This window comes from Phycicoccus sp. M110.8 (genome assembly GCF_032464895.1).
Lineage (GTDB): Bacteria > Actinomycetota > Actinomycetes > Actinomycetales > Dermatophilaceae > Pedococcus.
The window spans coordinates 948,069-973,499 of sequence record NZ_JAWDIC010000001.1 but is presented as its reverse complement, the minus strand read 5'-3'; the positions used below and the strand labels follow the sequence as shown (position 1 = coordinate 973,499).

Genomic DNA, 25,431 nt, shown 5'->3' with positions numbered 1-25,431 from the left:
CGCACGCCGGTGCACGGGCGCCGGGAAGACCGACGACGCCGTCAGAGCTTGCGCAGGCGGACCCGGCGCACGCCGTGGTCGCGGCCCTTGGCCAGCACCAGGGTGGCGCGGCTGCGGGTCGGCAGGACGTTCTCGCGCAGGTTGACCTCGTTGATCTCGGTCCAGATCCGCAGGGCGGTGGCGCGCGCCTCCTCGTCGGAGAGCGCGGCATAGCGGTGGAAGTAGGAGTCCGGGTCGGCGAAGGCCGTCTCGCGCAGCCGCAGGAAGCGGTCGACGTACCACTCGCGGATGTCCTCGAGCCGGGCGTCGACGTAGACCGAGAAGTCGAAGAAGTCGCTGACCGCCAGGCCCGAGCGGCCGTCCTCGTGCATGCGCGGCGCCTGCAGCACGTTGAGGCCCTCGACGATGAGGACGTCGGGCTGGCGCACCACGATCTGCTCGCCGGGGACGATGTCGTACGTGAGGTGGGAGTAGACGGGTGCGGTCACCTCGGCGCGCCCGGCCTTGACCTCCGCCACGAAGCGCAGGAGCGCCCGCCGGTCGTACGACTCGGGGAAACCCTTGCGCTGCAACAGGTTCCGACGCTCCAGCTCGGCGTTGGGGTAGAGGAACCCGTCGGTGGTCACGAGCTCGACCTCCGGGGTGCCGGGCCAGCGCGACAGCAGCTCCTTGAGCAGGCGGGCCGTGGTGGACTTGCCGACGGCCACCGACCCGGCGACGCCGATGATGAAGGGCGTCCGGGCCGGTCGCTCGCCGAGGAAGTCCGACGTGATCCGGTGCAGCCCGGCCACGGCGCCGACGTAGAAGTTGAGCAGGCGCGACAGCGGCAGGTAGACCTCCTCGACCTCGCCGAGGTCGATCCGGTCCCCGAGCCCGCGCACGCGGGCGACGTCCGACGCCGTCAGGCTCAGCGGCTGATTCTCGCGCAGCCGCGCCCATGCGTCCCGGTCGAGCTCCACGTAGGGGGAGGGGAGGGTGTGGGTGCCGCCTGAGGGGTGGGTCACGCGCGCCATTGTGGCCCACGGTGCCGGTGGCGTGCGGCAGGCCGGGCGGCCGTTACGCTGCTTCCCATGTGCGGAATCGTGGGTTACGTCGGGCCGAACGCCGACGGCAAGGCGCTCGACGTCGTCATGGAGGGCCTCGCGCGGCTCGAGTACCGCGGCTACGACTCGGCGGGCGTGGCGCTCGTGACCGGGGAGGGTGTCGCCACCGAGAAGCGCGCCGGCAAGCTCGTGAACCTCCAGGGCGCGCTCGACGCCGACGAGCTGCCGGGGGCAACCACTGGCATCGGCCACACCCGGTGGGCCACGCACGGCGGCCCCACCGACCAGAACGCCCACCCGCACCGCGGCGGCGACGACGGCAAGCTCGCCCTCATCCACAACGGCATCATCGAGAACTTCCACTCGCTCAAGGGCGAGCTCCAGCGCGACGGCGTCACCTTCGACAGCGAGACCGACACCGAGGTCGCGGCCCACCTCGTCGCCCGTGAGTACGAGAAGACCGGCGACCTCACCGAGGCGATGCGCGGTGTCGTCAACCGGCTCGAGGGCGCGTTCACGCTCCTCGCCGTGCACGCCGACAGCCCCGGCGTCGTCGTCGGCGCCCGCCGCAACAGCCCGCTCGTCGTGGGCCTCGGCGAGGGCGAGAACTTCCTCGGCTCGGACGTCGCGGCCTTCATCGGCCACACCCGCAACGCCCTCGAGCTCGGCCAGGACCAGATCGTCACGATCACCCCCGACTCCTACGAGGTCACGAACTTCGACGGGACGCCGGCCGACGGCAAGCACTACGAGGTCACCTGGGACGCCGCCGCCGCCGAGAAGGGCGGCTACCCGACCTTCATGGAGAAGGAGATCCACGAGCAGCCGCACGCCGTCGGCGACACGCTGCTGGGGCGCACCGACTCCGACGGCCGGCTTGTCCTCGACGACATGTCGATCACCGAGGAGCAGCTCAGCCAGGTCGACCGCATCATCATCGTGGCGTGCGGCACCGCGGCATACGCGGGCATGGTCGCCAAGTACGCCATCGAGCACTGGACCCGGATCCCGGTCGAGGTCTCCCTCGCCCACGAGTTCCGCTACTCCGACCCGATCGCCAGCGAGCGCACCCTCGTCGTCTCGATCAGCCAGTCCGGCGAGACCATGGACACGCTCATGGCGGTCAAGCACGCCCGCGAGCTCGGCGCGCTGACCCTGAGCATCTGCAACACGCACGGCTCGACCATCCCGCGAGAGTCCGACGCCGTGCTCTACACGCACGCCGGGCCCGAGATCGCGGTCGCGTCGACCAAGGCCTTCCTCGCGCAGATCACCGCCTGCTACGTCCTCGGCCTCTACCTCGCCCAGCTGCGCGGCGGCACGTTCGCCGACGACGCGCAGGCCGTGATGAAGGAGCTGCACGAGATCCCGGCCAAGCTCGAGGAGCTCCTCGGCCGGATGGGCCGCGTCAAGGAGATCGCGCGGTTCATGGCCGACACCCGCTCGGTCCTCTTCCTCGGCCGCAACGTCGGCTACCCGGTCGCGATGGAGGGCGCGCTCAAGCTCAAGGAGCTCGCGTACATCCACGCCGAGGGCTTCGCGGCGGGCGAGCTCAAGCACGGCCCGATCGCCCTCATCGACGCCGGCCAGCCGGTGTTCATCGTCGTCCCGGGGCCGGGCACGCCGCACGACCTGCACAAGAAGGTCGTCTCCAACATCCAGGAGATCCGCGCCCGCGGCGCCCGCACCCTCGTCATCGCCGAGGAGGGCGACGAGGACGTCGTGCCGTTCGCCGACGAGGTGATCCGGGTCCCGCAGACGTCGCCGCTCCTCGCCCCGCTGCTGACCGTGGTGCCGCTGCAGGTCTTCGCGCTGCACCTGTCGACCGCCAAGGGCCTGGACGTCGACCAGCCCCGCAACCTGGCCAAGTCCGTCACCGTCGAGTGACCGCGATGCCGGGGCGCTCCACCCGCGGCGCTGCGGGCAGCCCCTCGAGGCGCTCGCGGTGATCGTCGGGGTCGGGATCGACGTCGTCGACGTGGAGCGCTTCGGGGCGACGCTCGAGCGCACGCCTGCCCTGCGCGACCGCCTCTTCACCGAGGAGGAGTGCTCGCTGCCGCTGAACTCCCTGGCCGCCCGCTTCGCGGCCAAGGAGGCGCTGGCCAAGGCGCTGGGCGCGCCGGTCGGGCTCGAGTGGCACGACGCGACCGTCCGCCGCGGTGACGACGGCCGCCCCCACCTCGTCGTCTCCGGCACCGTCGCCGCCCGCGCCGAGGCGCTGGGCGTGCACGCGTTGCACGTCTCGTTGTCCCACGACGCGGGGATCGCGTCGGCCGTCGTCGTCGCGGAGGGCTGAGCATGTTGAGGGCGTATGCCGCGGACCGCGTCCGCAGTGCCGAGGAGTCGCTGATGGCGACGCTCGAGGACGGCGAGCTCATGGGCCGGGCCGCCCTGGGCCTGGCGGAGGTCTGCCTCGCGCGGGTCCGCGAGCGTGACGGCAGCCGCGTCGTGGGCCTCGTCGGCCCCGGCAACAACGGCGGCGACGCGCTGTGGGCCCTGGCCCACCTCGCAGGGGAGGGCCTGGAGTGCGTGGCCCTCGTGGGCGACTGGCCGGTGCACGAGGCCGGCCGGACGGCGGCGAGTCAGGCCGGCGTGCGCGTCGTCGGCCCGGGCGAGGACCAGGTGGCCGCGCTGGGTGACGCGGCCCTCGTGCTCGACGGCGTGCTCGGGATCGGCGGCCGACCCGGACTGCCCGAGGCGGCCCGCGCCTGGGTCGAGGCGGTGCCGGACACGGCATACGTGCTCTCGGTGGACCTGCCCTCGGGGCACGACCCGGCCGGCCGCTCCGCCTCGGACACCGGGGTCTTCGCGGACGAGACGGTGACGTTCGGCGTCGCCAAGCCGGTGCACCTGCTGCCCGCCACCGAGCCGGCCGTCGGCGTCCTCACCCTCGTCGACATCGGGCTCTCGCTCGAGGGTGCGGCCGACGTGGAGCGGCTCGACTTCGACGACGTGCGGGACCTGTGGCCGGTGCCGGGTGCGTCTGCCGACAAGTACTCCCGCGGCGTGCTCGGCGTCGTGGCCGGTGGCGAGAACTACACCGGTGCCCCCGTGCTGTGCTGCACCGCGGCCGTCGAGGCGGGCGTCGGGATGGTGCGCTACGTGGGCACGCCGACGCCCACGGCCCAGGTCCGGTCGGCTGTCCCCGAGGCGGTGCTCGGCGAGGGGCGGGTGCAGGCCTGGGTGGTCGGGCCCGGCCTCGACACCGCCTCGCGGGCCCAGGGGAGCAAGGCCCAGCTCGACACGGCGCGGGCCGCGCTCGCCTCCGACCTGCCGGTCCTCGTCGACGCCGGCGGCCTCGACCTCGTGACCGGTCGCCGCGACGCCCCCACGCTCCTCACCCCGCACGCAGGGGAGCTCGCGCGCCTGCTGTCCCGGCTCGAGGACGGCGAGGTGACCCGCGAGCAGGTCAGTGCCGACCCGCTCGGGCACGCCCGCCGGACCGCGGACGCGACGGGCGCGACGGTTCTGCTCAAGGGCGCCACCACGCTGGTCGTGCCGCCGAGCGACTCCGGTATGCCGGTGCGCTCGCAGCGCGACGCCCCGCCGTGGCTCGCGACGGCCGGGGCCGGGGACGTCCTGGCCGGGATCGCCGGGACGCTGCTGGCCGCCGGGCTGGACCCGGTCGACGCGGGCAGCCTGGCCGCCCTCGTCCACGGGGTCGCCGCCGACCGCGCCAACCCGGGTGGTCCGGTGCGCGCGCTCGCCGTGGCCCAGGCCGTCCCGGGGACGGTCGCCGCCCTCCTGCGTCGCTGAGCGGACCCAGCGCCACCCGACCAGCGGTGGTCGGCGCGTCTGCGGGCCGACGCCTCAGCGGACCCTGCGCGCGGGGAGGCTGGGGGAGAGCAGGAGCACGACGACGGCCGCACCCGGCAGGACCCACAGGACCGCAGGCAGTCCCCGCGCCTGCGCCAGCAACCCCGTCCCCAGGGGTGACAGCAGCAACGTCACTCGCAACCCCATGCCCACCACCGTCAGCCCGGACCCGGGGCGCAGCCCCGGCACCCCGTCGGCCGCCCGCAGCCCGGCCGGGATGAGGGTGCCGATGCCGAGCCCCACGACGGCGAAGGCGGCAATCACGGAGGCGGGACTCGGCACGAGCAGCGCCACGGTCATCGCCGTACCGGCCAGGACGACCCCGACCCGGGCGACGAGACGGTCGCCGTGGGAGGTGACCAGGCGGTCGCCCACGAGCCGTCCGCCCGTCTGGGTGACCTGCAGCGCCACGAACCCCAGGCCCCCGACCGCGGCCGCGGCCCCCAGCGACTCACGCAGGTACAGGGCGCTCCACGTGGCCGTGACGTCCTCCATGAGCTGGCCCATCGACGCCACCGCCGCCAGGGCGAGGAGCAGGCCGGCCCGCCGGAGGTGGTGGCCGCGCGGTGGCGCCACGGTCGTCGCCGGCTCGTCGTCGGGCAGCGCCTCGTGGCCCGGGAGCATCGCGCGGCCGGCCACGAGGGCGACGGCCGCAGCGACTGCGCCGACCACACCCAGGTGGAGGACCACCGGTATGCCGAGCCCCGCGGCGGCGCTGCCCAGCGCCCCGCCCGCCACGGCGCCCACGCTCCACATGGCGTGCATCGACCCGAGCACCGACCGCCGCAGGCTGCGCTCCACCCGCAGGCCCTGGGCGTTCTCGGCGATGTCGGTGAGCGAGTCCAGCGCCCCCGCCAGCGCGAGCGCGGCCGCGAGCAGGCCCCACACGGGCGCCGCACCGATGAGCACGAGGTTGGCCGCCACCCCGATCGTCGTGGCGACGGCGAACCGGGCGGAGCCGAACCGGCGCACCAGCGATGCGGCGAACGGCCCCGCCACCACCGCGCCCACCCCGTACCCCGCGACCGCCGTGCCGAACGCCGCGCTCGACAGGTGCAGGGCGCTGGTGATGTCCGGGTAGCGGGGCACCACCCCGGCGAACAGCGCCCCGTTCGTGGCGAACATCGCCGAGACGGCCCACCGGGCCCGCCGCGCCGCCCGGTCGCCCGAGAGGTCCGACTCCACGGGCAGGTCCGGGCCGCCGGAAAGGTCCGGATCGCCGGGGGAGCCCGGGGCATCGGCGGTCGGGGTCACGCGCCCAGCATGCCCGGTCGCCGAGAGCGCTCGTCGCAGGCATGGAAGACTGGATCCCGATGAGCGACACCACCTCCAGCACCCCTCCCGCCCCGGCTCCGCCGGGGCTTCCCGCGTGCGCGCAGGTCGACCTGGGGGCCATCAGCGCCAACGTGGCCGCGCTGCGCGAGCGCGCCGGCTCGGCCGAGGTCATGGCCGTGGTCAAGGCCGACGCGTACGGGCACGGGCTCGTGCCCGCTGCCCGGGCGGCCGTGCGCGGGGGCGCCACGTGGCTCGGCGTCGCCCAGCTGCCGGAGGCCGTCGAGCTGCGCCAGGCGGGCGTCGACGTGCCCGTGCTGTCGTGGCTGCACGTGCCGGGGCAGGACTTCACCGAGGCGGTCGCCCTGGGCATCGACCTCGGCATCGCGGCGCAGTGGTCCCTGCAGCAGGCCCTCGACGCCGCCGCTGCCACCGGCCGCACCGCCCGGATCCACGTCAAGGTCGACACCGGCCTCGGCCGCAACGGCGCCTGGGACGCGGACCTCGACGCGCTCATCGACGACGTCGCCCGTGCCCAGGCCGACCGGGCGGTCGAGGTCGTCGGCGTCTTCTCCCACTTCGCCTACGCCGACGCGCCGCAGCACCCCACCGTGCGCGCCCAGCAGGAACGCTTCGAGGGGTTGCTCACCCAGTTCGAACAGGCCGGCATACGGCCGCAGGTGCGCCACCTGGCCAACTCGGCGGCCACGCTGACAAACCCGTCCGCGCACTACGACCTCGTGCGCCCCGGCGTCTCGGTCTACGGCCTCTCGCCCGTGCCCGACCTGGGCGCGCCCGAGGACTTCGGGCTGCGCGAGGCCATGCGGCTCGTGGCCCGGCTCGCGCTGGTCAAGGACTGCCCCGCGGGCCAGGGCATCTCCTACGGCCACACCTACACCACGAGCGAGCAGACGCGCCTGGGCCTGGTGCCGATGGGGTACGCCGACGGCATCCCGCGCCACGCCTCCAGCCGGGGACCGGTGCAGGTCGGCGGGAGCCGGTATGCCGTGGCCGGCCGGGTCTGCATGGACCAGTTCGTGCTCGTCCTCGGGGCCGACAACGCCGCCGTGGCCGGCGACGAGGCCGTGCTGTTCGGCGTCGGGGCCTCGGGTGAGCCGACCGCCCAGGACTGGGCCGTCGCAGCCGGGACCATCAACTACGAGGTCGTGACCCGGGTCGGCGCCCGGGTGCCGCGCGTCTACGTGGGCGGTGAGGACCTGTGAGCCCCGCGAACCGAGGTCTCGTGGGGCTCGGCGTCGGCCTGGCCGCCGCCGGCGTCGCCACGGCCGCGGGCGTCGCCGCGCGGCAGGTCCGCGGGGAGCGGCAGGCGCGGCTGTCCGTGCTGTCGCCGCACGGGACCTACACCCACACCGCCGACCGCGAGATGCAGATCCTCGCCGACGACGGCGTGAGCCTTCACGTGGAGGTCGACGACGGGAACCCGGCCGCCGCCTCGCCGGGCAAGCCGACCGTCGTCTTCTCGCACGGGTACACGCTCAGCCTGCGCAGCTGGGTGCTGCAGCGGCGCGCGCTCGTCGAGGCCGGCTACCGCGTCGTGCTGTGGGACCAGCGCAGCCACGGGCGGTCGGCGCTCGCCCCGGCGGAGTCCTGCACCATCGACCAGCTCGGCCGCGACCTGCACCGGGTCGTGCAGGAGACGGTCCCGGACGGCCCGCTCGTGCTCATCGGCCACTCGATGGGCGGCATGACCGTGATGTCCATGGCGGAGCAGTTCCCCGAGGTGGTGCGCGAACGCGTCGTCGCCGCGGCGTTCGTGGCGACCAGCGCCGGCGGGGAGAACATGCTGACGCTGGGCTTCGGCCAGTTCGTCGGCCGGGTCCTGGGCCGGCTCGGGCCCCGTTTCCTGTCCCGGCTGGGGACGCGTCAGGCGCTCGTCGACACCGCCCGCCGCGTCGGCCGCGAGGTGGAGGACCTCATCGTCGAGCGGTACAGCTTCGCCTCGCCGGTCTCGCCCGAGACCGTGCGCTACACCGCGGACATGATCATGGGCACGCCGCTGCAGGTGATGGCCGACTTCCTGCCCTCGATCGACGTGCACGACAAGCGCAAGGCCCTCGCCCAGTTCCACGGCATCGAGACCCTCGTGCTCAACGGCGCCCAGGACCTGCTCACACCCCCGGCGCACTCCGAGGCGATCGTGCGGCTCGTCCCCGGCGCCGAGCACGTCGTCGTCGAGGAGGCCGGGCACATCATCATGCTCGAGCACCCCGAGGTGCTGGACGAGCAGTTCCTCTCCCTCATCGAGCGGGGCATGCGCGCGGCCGAGGCCGGCGTCCCCGTCGAGGGCAAGCCCCGCGTCCGCCGCACGCTCACGGACCTGGCCAAGAAGCGCCGGGTCGCCGACGCGCGGCGGACGCCCGCACCGCGCCGGAGGTCCCGTCGTGCCTGAGTCCTCGCCCGCCGTGAGCTGGCAGTCCTGGTCGGTCACCAGCCCGCCCCTCGTCGCTGCCGAGGACACCCGAGCCTGGGGCGAGCGGCTGGGTCGCCTGCTCCGCGCCGGCGACCTCGTCGTCCTGACCGGTGAGCTCGGCGCCGGCAAGACCACCCTGACGCAGGGGCTGGCCGAGGGGCTCGGGGTGCGCGGACCGATCACGTCGCCCACCTTCGTCATCGCCCGGGTGCACCCGTCGCTGGTCGGCGGACCCGCCCTCGTGCACGTCGACGCCTACCGGCTGGGCGGGTTCGCCGAGCTCGACGACCTCGACCTCGATGCCTCGCTGGAGGACTCCGTGACCGTCGTCGAGTGGGGCCACGGCCTGGCCGAGGACCTCGCCGACGACCGGCTCGAGCTGGTCCTGAGGGGCGAGGACACCCGTACGGTCCGGCTCGACGCGCACGGGTCCCACTGGGACACCGACGCGCTCGCGACCCTGGCGCAGGAGGCCTGATGCTGCTGCTCGCGATCGACACCTCGACCTCGGCGATCACCGTCGCCGTGCGCGACGACAGCGGCACCCGTTGCGCCGCCACGGTCCTCGACGCCCGCGGCCACACCGAGCACGTCACCCCGCTGGTCGAGCGCTGCCTCGACGAGGCCGGGTGCACCCCGGCCGACGTCACGGACGTCGTGGTGGGCACGGGGCCCGGCCCCTTCACCGGCCTGCGCGTCGGCATCGTGACGGGCCTGGTGTTCGGGCACGCCCGCGGCATACCGGTCCACGGCGTGTGCAGCCTCGACGTCCTCGCCGCGCAGGCGCGCGGCCTCGTCCAGGGCGACGACCTGGTCGTGGCGACCGACGCCCGCCGCAAAGAGGTCTACACCGCCCGGTATGCCGTGGAGCCGGCCGGCGTGCGCCGGCTCACCGAGCCGCACGTCGACCGCCCGGCCGACCTGCCCGAGGACCTGCGCGCCCTGCCGACGGCAGGGCGGGGACCGGTGCTCTACCCGGACCTGTTCCCCCACGCGGTGGACGTCCTCGACGTCGACGCGGCCGTGCTCGCCGAGGTGGCCGCCGCGCGGATCGCCGCGGGGGAGCCGATGCCGGTCGAGCCGCTCTACCTGCGCCGGCCGGATGCCCTGACGACCGCGGAGCGGGCGCAGCGGTGAGGGACGTGCACTGGACCGACATCCCCGCGCTCGACGCCCTCGAGCAGCGGCTCTTCCCCGACGACGCGTGGTCGCAGGCCACATGGTGGTCCGAGCTGGCCGGGCGGCCCCGCCGGTCCTACGTCGTCGAGCAGGACGAGTCGGGTGCGGTGGTGGCGTACGGCGGGCTCGACCTCGGCGGTGACGTCGCCGACGTCATGACCATGGCGGTCGCCCCCGAGGCGCAGGGCCGCGGGCTCGGGCGCGCGGTGCTGGAGGAGCTCGTCGCGCGGGCACGCGCCGACTCCGCCGAGCACCTCATGCTCGAGGTCAGGGCGGACAACGCGCCGGCCCGAAAGCTCTACGACAGCAACGGATTCGAGGTGCTCACGGTGCGACGCCGCTACTACCAGCCGGGTGACGTGGACGCGCTCGTGATGCGTCGCGTCCTCATCGAGGAGGTGCCGGCATGATCGCCGACCAGCCGCTGGTGCTCGGCATCGAGACGTCCTGCGACGAGACCGGTGTCGGCATCGTCCGGGGCGAGACCCTGCTGGTGGACGCGATCGCCAGCAGCGTCGACGAGCACGCGCGGTTCGGCGGCGTGGTGCCCGAGGTTGCCAGCCGCGCCCACCTCGAGGCGATGATCCCGACGATCGAGCGCGCGACCCGTGACGCCGGTGTTCGCCTGGCCGACCTCGACGCGGTGGCGGTCACCTCCGGCCCCGGGCTGGCCGGTGCGCTCATGGTCGGTGTGGCTGCCGCCAAGTCGCTCGCGGTCGCGCTCGGCAAGCCGCTCTACGGCGTGAACCACCTCGCGTCGCACGTCGCGGTCGACATCGTCGAGCACGGTCCGCTGCCCGAGCCGACCCTGGCGATGCTCGTGTCGGGCGGCCACTCCTCGCTGCTGCTCGTCCCCGACGTCACCTCCGAGATCACCTCGCTGGGGTCGACGATCGACGACGCGGCGGGCGAGGCGTTCGACAAGGTCGCCCGAGTCCTCGGCCTGCCGTTCCCGGGCGGCCCGTACATCGACCGCGCGGCGCGGGAGGGGGACCGGGTCGCGATCGACTTCCCCCGCGGACTGACGACCGGCAGGGACCTCGAGCGCCACCGGTTCGACTTCTCCTTCTCCGGGTTGAAGACGGCCGTCGCCCGCTGGGTGCAGGCCCGGGAGGCGGCCGGTGAGCCGGTGCCGGTGGCGGACGTCGCCGCGTCGTTCCAGGAGGCCGTCACGGACGTGCTCACGCGCAAGGCGGTCGCCGCCTGCAAGGAGCACGGCGTCGAGAACCTGCAGATCGGTGGCGGCGTGGCTGCCAACTCGCGCCTGCGGGCGATGGCCCAGGAGCGCTGCGACGAGGCGGGCATCGCGCTGCGGGTGCCGCGTCCGGGACTGTGCACCGACAACGGCGCGATGGTCGCCTCCCTCGGCGCCCAGATGGTGCTCAAGGGCCGCACGCCCTCTGACCTCGCCCTGCCGGCCGACTCCTCGATGCCGGTGACCGAGATCCAGTCGTAGCGGTCGAGGCCGGAACTGCGCCCACCTCCCGGGTTCGGGGGTGCTGGAGTGGGACATGCATCACCCCTGCACCCCCAAACCCGGGATGGCAGGGGGCTGGAGAGTCAGTTGCAGCTGACGAGCTTCAGGTCGGCCTTGAGGTCGAGCACGCGCGCGGCCGCGGCGTCGACCTGCGCGGCGAACGCCGGGGCCTTCCGCTTCGCGGCGATGGCGGCCAGCATCGTCGACGCCTGGCCAGCCTCCGCGGTCAGGACGATGTCGCCACCGGCGGCGATGAAACGAGTCGCCCGCTGCCCCACGGGAATCGCAGCGACGGCCTTGGCAGCCCCGACGTCGTCGGTGATGACGACGCCGTCGTACCCCAGCTCGCCCCGCAGGAGCCCCGTGACGACCGCCCGGGAGAACATCGCCCGGTTGTCGGGATCGATCCGCGGGTAGTGCGCCGAGGAGATCATCACCAGCGGCGCGCCCGCCGCGATCGAGGCCCGGAACGGCGCGAGGTAGGGGTCGTCGCCGTCGGTCGTGGAGTCGGTGGTGCCGACGGTCGTGACGTCGGTGTTGCCGGTGATGCGCCCCAGGCCCGGGAAGTGCTTGGCGGTCGGGGCCACCCCGGCGGCGAGGGACCCACGGACGAAGGCCGCGGCATACGTCGCGTTGGTGGTGGGCGAGCCGGGGGCGAAGTCCCGGCGGTAGCGCCCGATCGGCTGGTTCGCCGCGCCCAGCGAGGTCGGGACGGTGTCGGCGACGGGTGCGAGGTTGAGGTTGACCCCCGCACGCAGCAGCTCGCCCGACCAGGTCGTGACGTTGCGCTGCTCGGTCGCCGGCGACGTCGTGGCCTGGGTGCGTGCGGACGGCATGCGGGTGAACCCGGGGCCGCGCAGCTGCTGGACCTGGCCGCCCTCCTGGTCGGCGGCGACGAGCAGGTCGCCCCCGGCCGCCGCCTGGAGCCGGGCCGAGACCGCCCGCACGGTCGCCGAGCCGGAGGTCCAGCCCCCGAGGTAGATGACCCCCCCAAGCCCTTGGCGCCGGACCTGGGCGGCGAGCGCGCGCGAGCTGCCGGTGGGCTGCAGCCCCACCATGAGGAGCTGGCCGGCCCGCTGGGCGGGGGTGAGCTTTGCGGCGAGCCGGGTGCCGCAGGACGGGGCGGCCGTCGTCGTGGAGGAGCTCGGGGGCGACGTACGGCTCGGCGTGCCCGTGCCCGTGCTGGTGCCCGTGGTCGGGGAGCCGGGGCTCGTCGGCGCACTCGAGGCCGAGGTGGTGCCCGAGCCGCCACCGGTCCCGCTCGTGCACCCCGCGGCCAGCGCCAGCACCAGGGCCGCGGCGCCGGTCCCGAGGACCGGTCGGGGTCGGCGCGTCGAGGTCATCGCACGAACCTATCCCGGCCTGCGCCCCCGACCGAACCGGCACCGACCCTCCCGGCCGACCGCAGGCGTCCCGACCGCACGCGTCCCGACCGCACCGGCACCGACCGGGGCCGCCTCGTCCGCAGCTGCTCTGGCAGGATCGCGGCATGGCTCTGCCGGTCGTGCTCGACGTGGACACGGGCGTCGACGACGCGTGCGCCCTGTTGCTCGCTGCACAGCACCCCGCCCTCGACCTGCGGGCGGTGACCTGCGTCGGCGGGAACGCCCCGCTCGAGGTGGTGGTGACGAACACCCTGACCGTGCTCGACGTCGTCGGCCGGCAGGACGTCCCGGTCGCGGCGGGGGCAGCGCTGCCCCTGCTCGAGGACCCTGTCGACGCCCGGCACGTCCACGGCCGCGACGGGATGGGCGACCTCGACTGGCCACGGTCCACCCGAGAGCCGGACCCGCGGCACGCCGTGGAGCTGCTGCGCGACGTGCTCCTGGCGGCCGCCGTGACGGGCGACCCGGCCGACCGGGTGACCCTCGTGCCGCTCGCGCCGCTCACGAACGTCGCGCTGCTGCTGCGGACCTACCCGCAGGTCGCCGCGGGCCTGCGCGAGGTCGTCTTCATGGGCGGGGCCGCGGCCGAGGGCAACGCGACCGCGTCCGCCGAGTTCAACGTCTTCCACGACCCCGAGGCCGCCGCGATCGTGCTCGACGCCTGCGCCGACCTCGGGATCGCCGTCACGATGTACGGCCTCGACGTGTTCTACGAGCCCCGCGTCTCCCGGGCGTCGGTCCAGCCGCTGCTCGACGCCGCCGCGGGGGACGGCGCGGACCTCGCGGCCCGGCTCATCGCCTTCCAGTGCGACCGGTTCGGGGCGGACTCGGCGACCATCGGCGACGCCGGAGCGGTGTGCGCCGTCATCGAGCCGGCCGGGGTCACCCGGGCCACCCTGCCCGTCCGCGTCGAGCTCGCGGGCACCTGGTCGCGGGGCCGCACCATCGTCGACCGCCGCGACTGGAGCGGCGGCCTCACCCACGACCCGCACGGCCGCGCGCGGTCCGAGATCGACGTCTGCCTCGAGGTCGACGCCCGGCGCTACGCCACCCTCTGGTTCGACACGGTCACCGGCGGCCTGGGCTGATGGGTCGCGTCCTCGTCCTCGGTTCCCTGAACGTCGACCTCGTCGCGTCCGTGGACCGCCACCCGCGACCGGGCGAGACCGTGCTCGCCGACCCGGACCTGCGCCGGTTCGCCGGGGGCAAGGGCGGCAACCAGGCCGTGGCAGCGGCTGCCGCCGGCGCCGGCGTGACGATGGCCGGCGCGGTCGGCGACGACGGTGCCGGCACGGCATACCTCGACCGCCTGCGGGCCCACGGCGTCGACGTGGCGCAGGTCGACGTCGTGCCCGGCGTGGCCACGGGGCAGGCGTGGATCACCGTGGACGGCGAGGGGGAGAACGCGATCGTCGTCGTCCCGGGCGCCAACGCCCGCGCGACGACGCCCGACCTCGCCGGCTGGGGCACCGGCGACGTCCTGCTGCTCCAGCTCGAGGTGCCCCTGGAGGTCGTGGCGGCAACCGTCCGGGCGGCCCACTCCCGCGGTGTGCGCGTGGTGGTCAACGCCGCGCCGTATGCCGCCCTACCGCACGACGTGGCGGCGCTCGCGGACCCGCTCGTGGTCAACGAGCACGAGGCGATGCTGCTCGCCGACGGCGACGTGCTGCCCGGGTCGCTGCTCGTGACCTTCGGGGCGGCCGGGTGCTCCTGGGACGGGGTGCGGCACGAGGGTGTCGCCGTGCCCGCCGGCGAGGTGGTGGACACGACCGGGGCGGGCGACGCCTTCTGCGGCGCGCTGGCCGCCGCGCTCGCGGACGGTGCCGACCGGGTCGAGGCAGTGGAGCGGGCCTCGCTGGCCGGTGCCGACGCTGTGCGCAGGCTCGGGGCGCAGCCGGACCCCGAGCTCTGAGGGGAGCGGCGTCAGTTCACCGAGACGTGGACGTGGTCCATGTGGTTGGCGGTGGGGCTGCCGCGGTCGGACATGGCCTTCCACGTGCCGCTGCTGGGGTACCAGATGCGCTGGTACCAGATGACGTACTTCACGTTGAGCTCGGCGGCGTGCTGCATGACGTAGGCCGCGACCGCGTCGCCCTGGGCCCGCGAGCTGATCATCGTGTCCACCGCGTTGCCCGTGCCGTGGTCCATGTCGCCGGCCCGGAAGCCGCCGTAGGTGTGGATCTCGGGGAAGTGGTCGCGGATCGCGTTGAGGACGATGAGGCCGTGCTGGGTCAGTCCCAGCTCCGGGCTCAGGCCCGTGCGCCGGATGCCGCGGGAGGCGGCGGTGTCGGCGCGGTCGGCCGACGCAGCCTTCGTAGACGGGGAGGCGCCACGGCGTGCGGTCGCCTCGAAGCCGATGAGGCCGTAGGTCTGGGGCGCGGTCAGGGCGGTCTCGGGGGCGCGCACCGTGGTGGCGGCGACGGGCCGCGGGGCGTCGGCAAGGTCGAAGACGGGCGCCGCCGTCATGGGTCCCGACCACGCGCTCAGGGCGCCGACCGCGGCGACCAGGCCGCCGGTCGTCTTGAGCAGGCCGGCGCGCGTGGGGCGCAGGAGGGCGAACAGCAATGGCCGCGGCAGGGGGCGGGGCGCGGCAGGAGCGCGGTGTCGTCCGGAGCGGGTGGGCTGGTCGGGCATGAGGTGGCAGTTCCTGGTTGGCGGGGGGACCAGCGGTCACCGTACCGAAGGGCCCGCCGGGTCACAAAGAGGTCACGGCGAGTCGCTGTGGACGCGCCGGACGCCGTGGCAGTGCCTGTGGACGAAGGCGTTTGACGGCCGGTCCGTGGCCCGTCGCGAGCCGCCGGTCGCCTCCCGCCGCGGCCCGCGCCCGGCCGGTCTCGGACCCGCCCCGTTCAGGCGGGTCGGACGATGAGGGCCACCTGGTTGCTGCGCACGCGGGTCAGGACGACGGTCGCCTCCGACGAGCCCTTGGCCGGCAGGCGCAGCTGGCGGCGCAGCAGGTCCGCGTCGACGGACACCCCGCGCTTCTTGACGGTGAGCCGGTCGAAGCCGTGGTCGCGCAGCCACCCGCGCAGCGCCTTGACGTTGAACGGCATCGCCTCGACGACGACGAACCTCCGAGCGAACGGCACGTCCTCTGCACGGTCGGCGCTCACGTAGCCCACCCCCTCGTCGAGCTCGCACCCGTCGACGGCCGCAGCCACCGCACCCACGAGCCCTGCCCGCAGCACGGCCTTGTCGGGTTCGTAGAGCCACGAACCCACCGCACCCAGCGACGCGACCCGCTCGTGCTCGGGGGCGTCGGCCTCGGTCACGACGACCGGGGCTGCGCCGGGGCGCAGCAGGGCCGCCGTCCGCCCGGGGGCCTGTGCCAGGGGCCCGAACCAGACGGCACACTCCAGCACCTCGCCGGACAGGGAGGTCCACTGGGCCTCGGCCCCCGCGGGCAGCGCGTGGTGCGGGAACGCAGGCGCCAGCTTCACGCCCGTCGCGGGCAGGGCGCGGGCGATCTCCTGCACCTGCTCCCAGCTCGGCGTCATGGACTCGAGGCCGAACACGCGGCGGGTGCGCCCGTGCACGTCGGCGACCCCGGGCGTACGCCGCGCCGGGTCCAGCCACGCGCCCACGCCACGGGCGCCCTCACCGGCCGGCGGGACGAACTCCTCGACCCGGCCCTGGACCGCCGTGGACTCGGGCCAGTGGCGCAGGTTGACGGCGGCGATGGCCGCCGTCACCTCGTCGGCGTCGATGGCCCGGACCCGGAGGTCGAGTCCGGCCATCGCCATGGCGTCCGCACCGATGCCGCAGCCGAGGTCGTGGACGGTGGAGATGCCGGCCTGCCGGAAGCGCTGCGCGTGCCGAGCCGCCACGCTCAGTCGGGTCGCCTGCTCGAGGCCGTCGGAGGTGAAGACCATGCCCTGGGCGAACTCGCCGAACTTGTCGACGGCGCGGGCGCGCAGCCTCGACTGGTTGAGGGCCGCAGCGACGAGGTCGGCGTCGAAGCCGACGCCGCGCAGGCGGTCCTGCAGCGACAGCGCCTCCTTCTCGTCGTACGGCGGGAGCGACTGGAGCAGGCCCCACCCCTCGCCGGTGGTGAGCCGTCGCAGCAGGGCCAGGTCCATGCGCGGCATTGTTCCCTACCGCGCGCGAGGGGTCGGTCAGCGGTCGCGGCGCCACTCGTAGGGCGTCGTGGTGGTGACCTTGACCAGCCCCGACTGCTCCAGGATCGGGCGGGAGAACTCGGTCGAGTCGCTGTTGACGTACCGCTTGCCGTGGCGCAGGGCCGACCCTGCCCGGGCCGACGTCAGCGCGCGGTAGATGCCCCGGCCACGCCACTCCGGACGGGTCGCCCCGCCCCAGATTCCCGCGAACTCGGTGCCCTCGACCGGCTCGAGCCGGCCCGCGCTCACGACCTCGCCGCCGGCCTCGGCGACCCACATCTCCATGTCGTCGCGGGTGCGCAGGCGGTGGAAGATCTGCTGCTCCATCTCGGCGGCGAGCTCGGGGGAGTCGCCGAACACCTCGGCCTGCATCGCCAGCATCCGCCGGACGTCGTCCTCGTCGCTGACCTGCCGGACGACCACGCCCTCGGGCAGCTGCACGTCGTACGCGAGCAGCCGTGCCTCGCCGACCATCACCGACTCCGGCTCGTCCGGGACGAATCCGCGCGCGACGAGGGCGTCGTGCAGCCCCGGCGCGTGGTCGTGACCGCGCGTCTTCCACTCCACCCGCACGATGGCCGGGTCCTGCTCGTAGTGCGCGTGCGCCGCGTCGACGAGCTCGCGGACGCGCTCCTCGGTCGCGGGCTCACCGTCGGTGTCCAGGCTCCGGTACGTGATGAAGCCACGCCCGCCGAGGTAGGTGGCGCAGGCCAGCGGCCCGATCCGCTCGACCGCGACGGCCGAGGCGACCTCGACGCGGAGCTGCTCGTCGTAGGCGCGGAGCAGGGCGTCGGGGGAGTCGGTCACGGGCGCCACCCTGCCGCAGCGGGCTCGACCCGCTCAACCGGATATCCGGGCCGTCGTCCGCCCACGGCGAACGTCGCGACACGGGTTGGCACTCGAGTTGACCGAGTGCTAACAGGGTGCCTAGATTTGCCGTTGGCACTCCGGTTCGCCGAGTGCTAACGCAGGAGCAGGCCGACCCCCGCGACGGCGGCCGAACGACTGCGACGCACAGCATCCACCTGTCCACTCCGACATTCCCGAAGGGGAGGTCACCATCGTGTCGGTTTCCATCAAGCCGCTCGAAGACCGCATCGTCGTCAAGAGCGTCGAGGCCGAGCAGACCACCGCGTCCGGCCTCGTCATCCCGGACACCGCGAAGGAGAAGCCCCAGGAGGGCGAGGTCCTCGCGATCGGCCCGGGTCGCATCGACGACCACGGCAACCGCGTCCCGCTCGACGTCAACGTCGGCGACCGCGTGATCTACAGCAAGTACGGCGGCACCGAGATCAAGCACGGCGGCGAGGAGTACCTCATCCTCTCCGCGCGCGACGTCCTCGCCGTCGTCGGCTGACGACGCACCACACACAGCACGCCCCGGCGGGCCCCGCTGGGGTCGCGCGCGGGGCGTGCTGCGTTGTGCGCAACGCACCCTTCCCGCGTATGCCGGCAGCTCGGCATACCGCCGAACTTCACTGAGAACGAAGGACTTTCATGGCCAAGACGCTGGAGTTCAACGACTCCGCTCGCAAGTCGCTCGAGCGCGGTGTCGACGCGCTCGCGAACGCCGTCAAGGTGACGCTCGGCCCCAAGGGCCGCAACGTCGTCATCGACAAGAAGTGGGGCGCCCCCACGATCACGAACGACGGTGTCACCATCGCCCGTGAGGTCGAGCTCGAGGACGCGTACGAGAACCTCGGCGCCCAGCTCGCCAAGGAGGTCGCGACCAAGACGAACGACGTCGCGGGTGACGGCACCACCACCGCCACCGTGCTCGCGCAGGCCATGGTCAAGGAGGGCCTGCGCAACGTCGCCGCGGGTGCCGCCCCGTCCGGCCTCAAGCGCGGCATCGACAAGGCCGTCGAGGCCGTGTCCGACCAGCTGCTCAAGGTCGCCCGCGAGATCGAGGGCAAGGACGAGATCGCCCAGGTCGCCGCGCTCTCCGCGCAGGACCAGACCATCGGGTCGACCATCGCCGACGCCTTCGACAAGGTCGGCAAGGACGGCGTCATCACCGTCGAGGAGTCCTCGACCGCGACGACCGAGCTCGAGTTCACCGAGGGCATGCAGTTCGACAAGGGCTACATCTCGCCCTACTTCATCTCCGACGCCGAGCGCATGGAGGCCGTGATCGAGGACGCCTACGTCCTCATCAACCAGGGCAAGATCTCCGCGATCGCCGACGTCCTCCCCGTCCTGGAGAAGGTCGTCAAGAGCGGCAAGCCGCTGCTGATCATCGCCGAGGACATCGACGGCGAGGCGCTGTCGACCCTGGTGGTCAACAAGATCCGCGGCACGTTCAACGTCGTGGCCGTCAAGGCCCCCGGCTTCGGCGACCGCCGCAAGGCGATGCTGCAGGACATGGCCGTCCTCACCGGTGGCCAGGTCATCTCCGAGGAGGTCGGCCTCAAGCTCGACCAGGCCGACCTCGACGTGCTGGGCCAGGCCCGCCGCGTCGTCGTCACCAAGGACACCACCACGATCATCGACGGCGCCGGCTCGGCCGACGACGTCACCGGGCGGGTCAACCAGATCAAGGCCGAGATCGAGCGCACCGACTCCGACTGGGACCGCGAGAAGCTCCAGGAGCGCCTCGCCAAGCTCGCCGGCGGCGTCTGCGTCATCAAGGTCGGCGCCCACACCGAGGTGGAGCTCAAGGAGAAGAAGCACCGCATCGAGGACGCGATCTCCGCGACCCGCGCGGCCATCGAGGAGGGCATCGTCGCCGGTGGCGGCTCCGCCCTCGTCCACGCCTCCTCGGTCATCGACGGCCTCGGCCTCGAGGACGACGAGAAGGTCGGCGCCGCGATCGTGGCCAAGGCCGCGGCCGAGCCGCTGCGCTGGATCGCCGAGAACGCCGGCATGGAGGGCTACGTCGCCGTCTCCAAGGTGCGCGAGCTCGAGGTCGGCAACGGCCTCAACGCCGCGACCGGCGAGTACGTCGACCTGGTCAAGGCCGGCGTCATCGACCCGGTCAAGGTCACCCGCTCCGCCCTGCGCAACGCCGCCTCGATCGCGTCGATGGTCCTCACCACCGACACGCTCGTCGTGGAGAAGAAGGAGGAGGAGCCCGAGGCCGCCGGCGGTCACGGGCACGGCCACGGCCACTGAGCCAGCCGCCTCCCTGCTCGCGAGGGCCCGCTCCCACTCCGGTGGGGGCGGGCCCTCGCCGTGTGCGACATTGGAGAGGTCGCCCGTGCGCCACGGGGTGCGCGGGCGCGGCGAGGTGGTCGCGATGGAGCGGTATGCGTCCGCGCCGGGTTTCGAGGAGTACGTCGAGGCCCGAGGCGTCGACCTGCTGCGCACCGCCTGGCTGCTGACCGGCAGCGACGAGGGCGCACGACGGCTCGTGGGTGCGGCGCTGGCCCGGGCGTGGCCCCGCTGGGCCCACCTGGCGGACGTCGGGGCCGGTTCCTACGACGCGGAGCTGCGCCGGGTGCTCGTCGACCTGCACCGGCACGGGGTGCGTCGGGTTGTCGTGGCAGGGGGCGCGGCCCCGGCCGACGACCGCAGGGTGCTCACGGCGCTGCTGGCGCTGTCGCCCGCCGACCGGGCGCGGGTCGTCCTGGCCCTCTTCGACGGACTGGGTGATGCCCAGCTGGCCGCCGCGCTCGACGAGCCGGTGGCCGCCGCCCGCCGCCGTCGCGACGCGGCCGTGGGGTCGCTGGAGACGGCCACCGGCCTCGACGCGGCCGGGCTCGCCGCTTCCCTCGACCGACTGGCCCCGGCGTCCCCCTCGCTCGACGGGCTCGCCGGACCCCCGGCCGCGCGCCCGTCCAGGGCTCGCCGGACCGCCGGGTGGGCAGGCGCCGCCGTGGTGCTGCTGGGTGCGGCGGCCATCGCGGCATCCGTCGCCGCGCCCCGCCTGGGGGCGCCCGGACAGCCCACGCCGTCGGTCCACACACCGTCCCGAACAGCGCTCGCCTCCTCCGACTGCGTCCGCCGGCAGGACGCGCCCGTGGTGCCGCCGGGCTCGGGCCTCGGGCCGCCCGGCAACCCGGTGGTCGGCGTCGTGGTGTGCGCGCGGACCGACGACGACTCGGTCTGGACCGGCTACCTGCCCCCGTCGCAGCCGGTGACCGACCCCCGCGCGATCGCCATGGTCGTGCTGACCAGGCGGGACGCCGGGTCCGGGTGCGGCGACGTCCCGCAGGGGCCCGCATTCCGGGTGCTCGTGGAGTCGTCCGACGGGCACGTCGCGACCTACGCGAACGAGAGCCTGCGCTGCAACGGGTGGCCCACCCTGGACAGCTTCTACCGCGCCGAGGCGGAGCAGGACACCGTGCGCGCGCAGGTGCGCTGGGCCGACGGCTTCCTCACCTGCCCACCGGTCTTCGACCCGCGGACGGGCGCGACGGGGGCCGAGCCGCTGCCGCGCGGCACGCGGTTCGACCTGGCGACCCTGTGCCTGCACCCGCTGCCGGTGAGCGGCCGGGTCCCCAGGATGCGCCCGGTCACGAGGCTGGTCCTGGCACAGTCGCAGGTGGCGCAGCTCGACGCCGAGCTGGCGAGCCACGGTTCCACCCGCCAGCCGCGACCGGCGTGCAGCGGGTCCAACGCCCTGTACGTCCTGCGGGTCAGGACCACGACCGGCCGAGTCGTCGACCTGGCAGGGGCCTGCCCGGAGCAGCTCGGTGTCGACTTCGACCGCCGCGAGTGGCTCCGGCTCGGCCCGGCGTCCGCCGCGATGGTCAGCACCGGGCTCGACGTGTCCTACCGCTAGGCGGGGCGGACGACCTGGATGGACTCCCCGGCATATTCCACGGTCTGGCCCGGGCGCACCTGGGTGCCGCGGCGCAGGCAGACGGTGCCGTCGAGGAGGACCTCACCGTTCTCGACCACCGCGCGCGCCATGGCGCCGTCCTCGACCACCCCGGCGAGCTTGAGCAGCTGGCCGAGCCGGATGGACTCGTCACGGATCGGGATCTCGAGCAGGCTCACGACCCCGAGTCTAGGAGCGTCAGCTGGCGGCGGGTGCCGCGTGTCCGGCGTAGTGCGCCTCGCGCTCGTCCTCGGTCATCGCGCCCCACACGCCGTACGGCTCGCGCACCCGCAGCGCGTGCTCGCGGCACTGGGCCAGGACGGGGCAGCCGAGGCAGACCTGCTTGGCCTCGGAGTCCCGGGACCGGCGGGCGGGACCGCGCTCGCCCTCGGGGTGGAAGAAGACGTCGGGGTTGCTCTGGCGGCAGGAGCCCTGCAGCTGCCACTCCCACAGATCGGCGACGGGTCCCGGCAGCCGTGACAACTCAGCCATGTCGTCCTGCTCTCCCGCGGCACGCTGCCGCACGCTTCGGACGCTACCGCTCGCGAAGCGGCGCAGGGCTGAACGGAGGGTATGGACTTGTTCAAGGGCGAGCAGGTCCCTGTCGAGGTCCCGCATCGTGGACGCCGGGCCGCGCCGGTCGGCGGCTCGGGGACCACGCGCGCACGAGGGGCGCAGGCGGCCGGTTTACGATTGGGCAATGAGCCTTGGTGTCGACGACCGCCTGCCCGACCTGACCGCTCACGAGGCCGCTGCGGCCCCCGCGCCCGGCCCCGCGCCGGCCGAGCCGGCCCACGACCCCTTCGCCAAGCTGGGCCTGACGTACGACGACGTCCTGCTGCTGCCGGGTCACTCCGACCTCGCGCCGTCGGACATCGACACCACCTCTCGGCTCACCCGCGAGATCTCGCTCAAGGTGCCCCTGGTCAGTGCCGCGATGGACACGGTGACCGAGTCCCGGATGGCGATCGCGATGGCGCGCCAGGGTGGCCTGGGCGTGCTGCACCGCAACCTCTCGATCGAGGACCAGGCCTACCAGGTCGACCTCGTGAAGCGGACCCAGACCGGCATCATCTCCAACCCGGTCACGATCGGCCCGGACGCGACGCTGGAGGACCTCGACCGGATCTGCGGCGAGTACCGCGTCTCCGGCCTCCCGGTCGTCGACGCCTCGAACCGGCTGCTGGGCATCATCACCAACCGCGACCTGCGCTTCACGCCGGTCGCGGAGTGGGCGACCACCAAGGTCGACGAGGTCATGACCCCGATGCCGCTGATCACCGGCCCGGTCGGCATCTCCCGCGACGAAGCGACGCTGCTGCTGCGCAAGCACAAGCGGGAGCGGCTGCCGCTGGTCGACGACGACGGCCGCCTGGCAGGCCTGATCACCGTCAAGGACTTCGTGAAGTCCGAGCAGTTCCCGCACGCCTCCTACGACGCCGACGGACGCCTGCTGGTCGGAGCCGCCATCGGCTACTTCGGTGACGCCTGGCAGCGTGCAACCACGCTCATCGAGGCCGGGGTCGACGTACTGGTGGCTGATACCGCCCACGGCAACGTGCGGCTCCTGCTCGACATGGTGGAGCGGCTGAAGACCGACCCCGCCACCCGGCACGTGCAGGTGATCGGCGGGAACGTCGCGACCCGCGAGGGCGCCCAGGCGTTCGTCGACGCCGGTGCCGACGCCGTCAAGGTGGGCGTGGGCCCGGGCTCGATCTGCACCACCCGCATCGTGACCGGTGTGGGCGTCCCGCAGGTCACCGCGGTCTACGAGGCCTCGCTGGCGACCAAGCCGGCCGGCGTACCCCTCATCGCCGATGGCGGCATGAAGCACTCCGGCGAGATCGCCAAGGCCATCGTGGCCGGCGCCGACACGGTGATGCTGGGCTCGCTGCTCGCGGGGTGCGAGGAGTCCCCGGGGGAGCTGGTGTTCGTCAACGGCAAGCAGTACAAGGCCTACCGGGGCATGGGTTCGCTCGCCGCGATGTCGAGCCGCGGCAAGAAGTCCTACTCCAAGGACCGCTACTTCCAGGCCGAGGTCACCAGCGACGACCAGCTCGTGCCCGAGGGCATCGAGGGGCAGGTCGCCTACCGGGGCCCGCTCGCGGCGGTCTCGCACCAGCTCATCGGCGGCCTCCACCAGTCGATGTTCTACATCGGCGCCCGGACCATCCCCGAGCTGCAGCAGAAGGGCCGCTTCGTGCGGATCACCTCGGCCTCGCTCAAGGAGAGCCACCCGCACGACGTCCAGATGACCGTCGAGGCCCCCAACTACGGCGGTCGCTGACGCCGAGCCCCACGCGTCGGGGCAGGCTGCACTCAGGCGACCCGACGACCGGGGGCGGGGTCCGTCAGGCGACCCGCACGGGCGTCCAGACGGTGTGGGAGGACGCGTACGCCTTTGGGGTGATCCGTCGCCGCACCGGGCGCGCCTACGCTTCCAGCACGGCCCGTCCCCCTCGGGTCGAGCAGGGGAGCACCATGGTTTCGTCGTCACCACGCTGGTGCGTGGTACGGCGTCCCCAGGCGCCCCGTCGTCGGCACCCCTCACCCGGCGGCGGGGTGCCGTGCATCCCCCGTACCCCACCCGGCGCGTCCTGTGCAGTCGGCCGGGGGCGGCCCGTGCAGTCGGCCAGGGCATCCCGCGAAGCTGCCGTGGGCGCCCCGCCGCATTCGGCCCGGCGGGCTGTGGCCGATAGCCTTGCGCGGTGACTGAGATCGAGATCGGACGCGGCAAGCGCGGACGCCGGGCCTACTCCTTCGACGACATCGCCGTGGTGCCCTCGCGCCGCACGCGCGACCCCGAGGAGGTCTCGGTCGGCTGGCAGATCGACGCCTACCACTTCGACATCCCCGTCATCGCCGCGCCGATGGACTCGGTCATGTCGCCCGAGTCGGCGATCGCGCTCGGCCGTCTGGGCGGGCTCCCCGTCCTCGACCTCGAGGGGCTGTGGACCCGCTACGAGGACCCGGCGCCGGTCCTGGCCGAGATCGCGACGCTCGACCCTGCAACCGCGACCGCCCGGATGCAGGAGCTGTACGCCCCGGAGATCCAGCCCGAGCTCATCGCCCAGCGTCTGCGCGAGGTGCGCGAGGCCGGCGTCACCGTGGCCGGTGCCCTGAGCCCGCAGCGCACCCAGCAGTTCTGGAAGACCGTGGTCGACGCAGGCGTCGACCTCTTCGTCATCCGCGGCACCACCGTCAGCGCCGAGCACGTGTCCGGCCGGGCGGAGCCGCTCAACCTCAAGCGGTTCATCTACGAGCTCGACGTGCCGGTCATCGTCGGCGGCGCGGCGTCGTACACCGCGGCCCTGCACCTCATGCGCACCGGCGCGGCCGGCGTCCTCGTCGGTTTCGGCGGCGGCGCCGCGCACACGACCCGGCGCACCCTCGGCATCCACGCCCCGATGGCCAGCGCGATCGCCGACGTCGCCGCCGCCCGGCGCGACTACCTCGACGAGTCCGGCGGCCGCTACGTGCACGTCATCGCCGACGGCGGTGTCGGCACGAGCGGCGACATCGTCAAGGCGATCGCGTGCGGCGCCGACGCGGTCATGCTCGGTGCGGCGCTCGCCCGGGCCACCGACGCGCCGGGTCGCGGCCTGCACTGGGGCCCCGAGGCGCACCACCAGGAGCTGCCGCGCGGGTCGCGGGTCGAGGTGGGGGCGGTCGCCTCGCTCGAGCAGATCCTCTTCGGCCCGGGCCGGGTGGCCGACGGCACCACCAACCTCGTGGGCGCGCTGCGTCGCGCGATGGCCACGACCGGGTACTCCGACGTCAAGGAGTTTCAGCGCGTCGAGGTCGTCGTCGCGCCCTACCAGCAGAGCTGACCCGCTCGACGGCCTTTCCTCTTGTTGCCAGCTCGTGGTCACCGTGCGCCCTCGGGGGCGGCTGCGTGACCACCAGGTGGCAACAAGTGAGTACCCGTGTGGGACAGGTCGCGTA

At 73.9% G+C, this 25,431-nt stretch carries 23 protein-coding genes and 1 pseudogene; 16 read left to right on the top strand and 8 right to left on the bottom strand.

What is annotated here, in order from left to right; translation table 11 throughout:
* Positions 1–41: 41 nt before the first annotated feature.
* Positions 42–1,013, bottom strand: coding sequence for a type I pantothenate kinase (gene coaA / locus RKE38_RS04545; RefSeq protein WP_316006257.1), 972 nt, complete (start codon positions 1,011–1,013; stop codon positions 42–44).
* A 57-nt stretch (positions 1,014–1,070) separates the two neighbouring features.
* Here coaA and glmS point away from each other — a divergent pair, with 57 nt between their 5' ends.
* From glmS to RKE38_RS04530, 3 genes are read left to right on the top strand one after another with little or no spacing between them, the layout of a single operon-like run.
* Complete coding sequence (gene glmS / locus RKE38_RS04540) at positions 1,071–2,930, top strand: glutamine--fructose-6-phosphate transaminase (isomerizing) (RefSeq protein ID WP_316006256.1); 1,860 nt, start codon at positions 1,071–1,073, stop codon at positions 2,928–2,930.
* Between the two features lie 58 nt (positions 2,931–2,988).
* Positions 2,989–3,339: a holo-ACP synthase gene (locus RKE38_RS04535; protein WP_316006255.1), complete on the top strand. Its 351-nt coding sequence runs from the start codon at positions 2,989–2,991 to the stop codon at positions 3,337–3,339.
* A 53-nt stretch (positions 3,340–3,392) separates the two neighbouring features.
* Entirely contained in the window at positions 3,393–4,799 is a 1,407-nt protein-coding gene (locus RKE38_RS04530; RefSeq protein WP_316006254.1) for a bifunctional ADP-dependent NAD(P)H-hydrate dehydratase/NAD(P)H-hydrate epimerase, read from the top strand.
* Between the two features lie 534 nt (positions 4,800–5,333).
* On the opposite strand, the pseudogene RKE38_RS19565 reads toward RKE38_RS04530, so the two are convergent.
* Positions 5,334–5,984 (bottom strand): annotated as a pseudogene (locus tag RKE38_RS19565) (MFS transporter); the annotation flags it as partial.
* Between the two features lie 188 nt (positions 5,985–6,172).
* Between RKE38_RS19565 and alr the strand changes: the two are divergent.
* Genes alr through tsaD form a run of 6 tightly spaced genes read left to right on the top strand, consistent with a single transcriptional unit; the run spans position 6,173 to position 11,197 of the window.
* Positions 6,173–7,354, top strand: a complete 1,182-nt coding sequence (alr, locus tag RKE38_RS04520) for an alanine racemase (RefSeq protein WP_316006252.1) — start codon at positions 6,173–6,175, stop codon at positions 7,352–7,354.
* Positions 7,351–8,541 (top strand): alpha/beta hydrolase, encoded by a 1,191-nt coding sequence (locus tag RKE38_RS04515; protein WP_316006251.1) that lies wholly within the window; start codon positions 7,351–7,353, stop codon positions 8,539–8,541. Before alr ends, RKE38_RS04515 begins: the two co-directional genes overlap by 4 nt.
* Before the next feature lie 13 nt (positions 8,542–8,554).
* A complete protein-coding gene (gene tsaE, locus RKE38_RS04510; RefSeq protein ID WP_316007596.1) occupies positions 8,555–9,040 on the top strand; it encodes a tRNA (adenosine(37)-N6)-threonylcarbamoyltransferase complex ATPase subunit type 1 TsaE in 486 nt (161 codons plus the stop codon).
* Positions 9,040–9,699 (top strand): tRNA (adenosine(37)-N6)-threonylcarbamoyltransferase complex dimerization subunit type 1 TsaB, encoded by a 660-nt coding sequence (tsaB, locus tag RKE38_RS04505; protein WP_316006250.1) that lies wholly within the window; start codon positions 9,040–9,042, stop codon positions 9,697–9,699. Before tsaE ends, tsaB begins: the two co-directional genes overlap by 1 nt.
* On the top strand, positions 9,696–10,151 hold the full coding sequence (gene rimI / locus RKE38_RS04500; RefSeq protein WP_316006249.1) for a ribosomal protein S18-alanine N-acetyltransferase: 456 nt from the start codon (positions 9,696–9,698) through the stop codon (positions 10,149–10,151). The genes tsaB and rimI overlap by 4 nt, the downstream gene beginning before the upstream one ends.
* Complete coding sequence (gene tsaD / locus RKE38_RS04495; protein ID WP_316006248.1) at positions 10,148–11,197, top strand: tRNA (adenosine(37)-N6)-threonylcarbamoyltransferase complex transferase subunit TsaD; 1,050 nt, start codon at positions 10,148–10,150, stop codon at positions 11,195–11,197. Before rimI ends, tsaD begins: the two co-directional genes overlap by 4 nt.
* A 104-nt stretch (positions 11,198–11,301) precedes the next feature.
* On the opposite strand, the gene RKE38_RS04490 is transcribed toward tsaD, so the two are convergent.
* A complete protein-coding gene (locus RKE38_RS04490; RefSeq protein ID WP_316006247.1) occupies positions 11,302–12,561 on the bottom strand; it encodes a glycoside hydrolase family 3 N-terminal domain-containing protein in 1,260 nt (419 codons plus the stop codon).
* A gap of 146 nt (positions 12,562–12,707) precedes the next feature.
* On the opposite strand from RKE38_RS04490, the gene RKE38_RS04485 reads away from it, so the two are divergent.
* Together RKE38_RS04485 and RKE38_RS04480 are read left to right on the top strand one after the other, a co-directional pair.
* Positions 12,708–13,691 (top strand): nucleoside hydrolase, encoded by a 984-nt coding sequence (locus RKE38_RS04485; protein ID WP_316006246.1) that lies wholly within the window; start codon positions 12,708–12,710, stop codon positions 13,689–13,691.
* Entirely contained in the window at positions 13,691–14,515 is an 825-nt protein-coding gene (locus tag RKE38_RS04480; RefSeq protein ID WP_316006245.1) for a ribokinase, read from the top strand. The genes RKE38_RS04485 and RKE38_RS04480 overlap by 1 nt, the downstream gene beginning before the upstream one ends.
* Positions 14,516–14,526: 11 nt before the next feature.
* Here RKE38_RS04480 and RKE38_RS04475 read toward each other — a convergent pair whose 3' ends face one another.
* From RKE38_RS04475 to RKE38_RS04465, 3 genes are all read right to left on the bottom strand, one after another.
* On the bottom strand, positions 14,527–15,237 hold the full coding sequence (locus tag RKE38_RS04475) for a hypothetical protein (protein WP_316006244.1): 711 nt from the start codon (positions 15,235–15,237) through the stop codon (positions 14,527–14,529).
* A 215-nt stretch (positions 15,238–15,452) separates the two neighbouring features.
* Entirely contained in the window at positions 15,453–16,682 is a 1,230-nt protein-coding gene (locus tag RKE38_RS04470) for a THUMP-like domain-containing protein (RefSeq protein ID WP_316006243.1), read from the bottom strand.
* A gap of 36 nt (positions 16,683–16,718) precedes the next feature.
* Positions 16,719–17,528, bottom strand: a complete 810-nt coding sequence (locus RKE38_RS04465; protein WP_316006242.1) for a GNAT family N-acetyltransferase — start codon at positions 17,526–17,528, stop codon at positions 16,719–16,721.
* Between the two features lie 256 nt (positions 17,529–17,784).
* On the opposite strand from RKE38_RS04465, the gene groES reads away from it, so the two are divergent.
* The 3 genes from groES (at position 17,785) to RKE38_RS04450 (ending at position 21,447) form a co-directional block, all read left to right on the top strand.
* Complete coding sequence (groES, locus tag RKE38_RS04460; protein ID WP_316006241.1) at positions 17,785–18,078, top strand: co-chaperone GroES; 294 nt, start codon at positions 17,785–17,787, stop codon at positions 18,076–18,078.
* A 140-nt stretch (positions 18,079–18,218) separates the two neighbouring features.
* Entirely contained in the window at positions 18,219–19,835 is a 1,617-nt protein-coding gene (gene groL, locus RKE38_RS04455) for a chaperonin GroEL (protein ID WP_316006240.1), read from the top strand.
* Between the two features lie 85 nt (positions 19,836–19,920).
* Positions 19,921–21,447, top strand: a complete 1,527-nt coding sequence (locus RKE38_RS04450; RefSeq protein ID WP_316006239.1) for a hypothetical protein — start codon at positions 19,921–19,923, stop codon at positions 21,445–21,447.
* Here the strand turns inward: RKE38_RS04450 and RKE38_RS04445 are convergent.
* Both RKE38_RS04445 and RKE38_RS04440 read right to left on the bottom strand, forming a co-directional pair.
* Entirely contained in the window at positions 21,444–21,665 is a 222-nt protein-coding gene (locus RKE38_RS04445; protein WP_316006238.1) for an RNA-binding S4 domain-containing protein, read from the bottom strand. The genes RKE38_RS04450 and RKE38_RS04445 overlap by 4 nt on opposite strands.
* A gap of 19 nt (positions 21,666–21,684) precedes the next feature.
* Entirely contained in the window at positions 21,685–21,978 is a 294-nt protein-coding gene (locus tag RKE38_RS04440) for a WhiB family transcriptional regulator (protein ID WP_310150196.1), read from the bottom strand.
* A gap of 208 nt (positions 21,979–22,186) precedes the next feature.
* Here RKE38_RS04440 and guaB point away from each other — a divergent pair, with 208 nt between their 5' ends.
* Together guaB and RKE38_RS04430 are read left to right on the top strand one after the other, a co-directional pair.
* Complete coding sequence (gene guaB, locus RKE38_RS04435; RefSeq protein WP_316006237.1) at positions 22,187–23,773, top strand: IMP dehydrogenase; 1,587 nt, start codon at positions 22,187–22,189, stop codon at positions 23,771–23,773.
* Positions 23,774–24,194: 421 nt separating this feature from the next.
* Positions 24,195–25,316 carry a GuaB3 family IMP dehydrogenase-related protein gene (locus RKE38_RS04430; protein ID WP_316006236.1) on the top strand — a complete coding sequence of 374 codons (1,122 nt, stop codon included), beginning with the start codon at positions 24,195–24,197 and terminating at the stop codon, positions 25,314–25,316.
* The last annotated feature ends 115 nt before the right edge of the window (positions 25,317–25,431 follow it).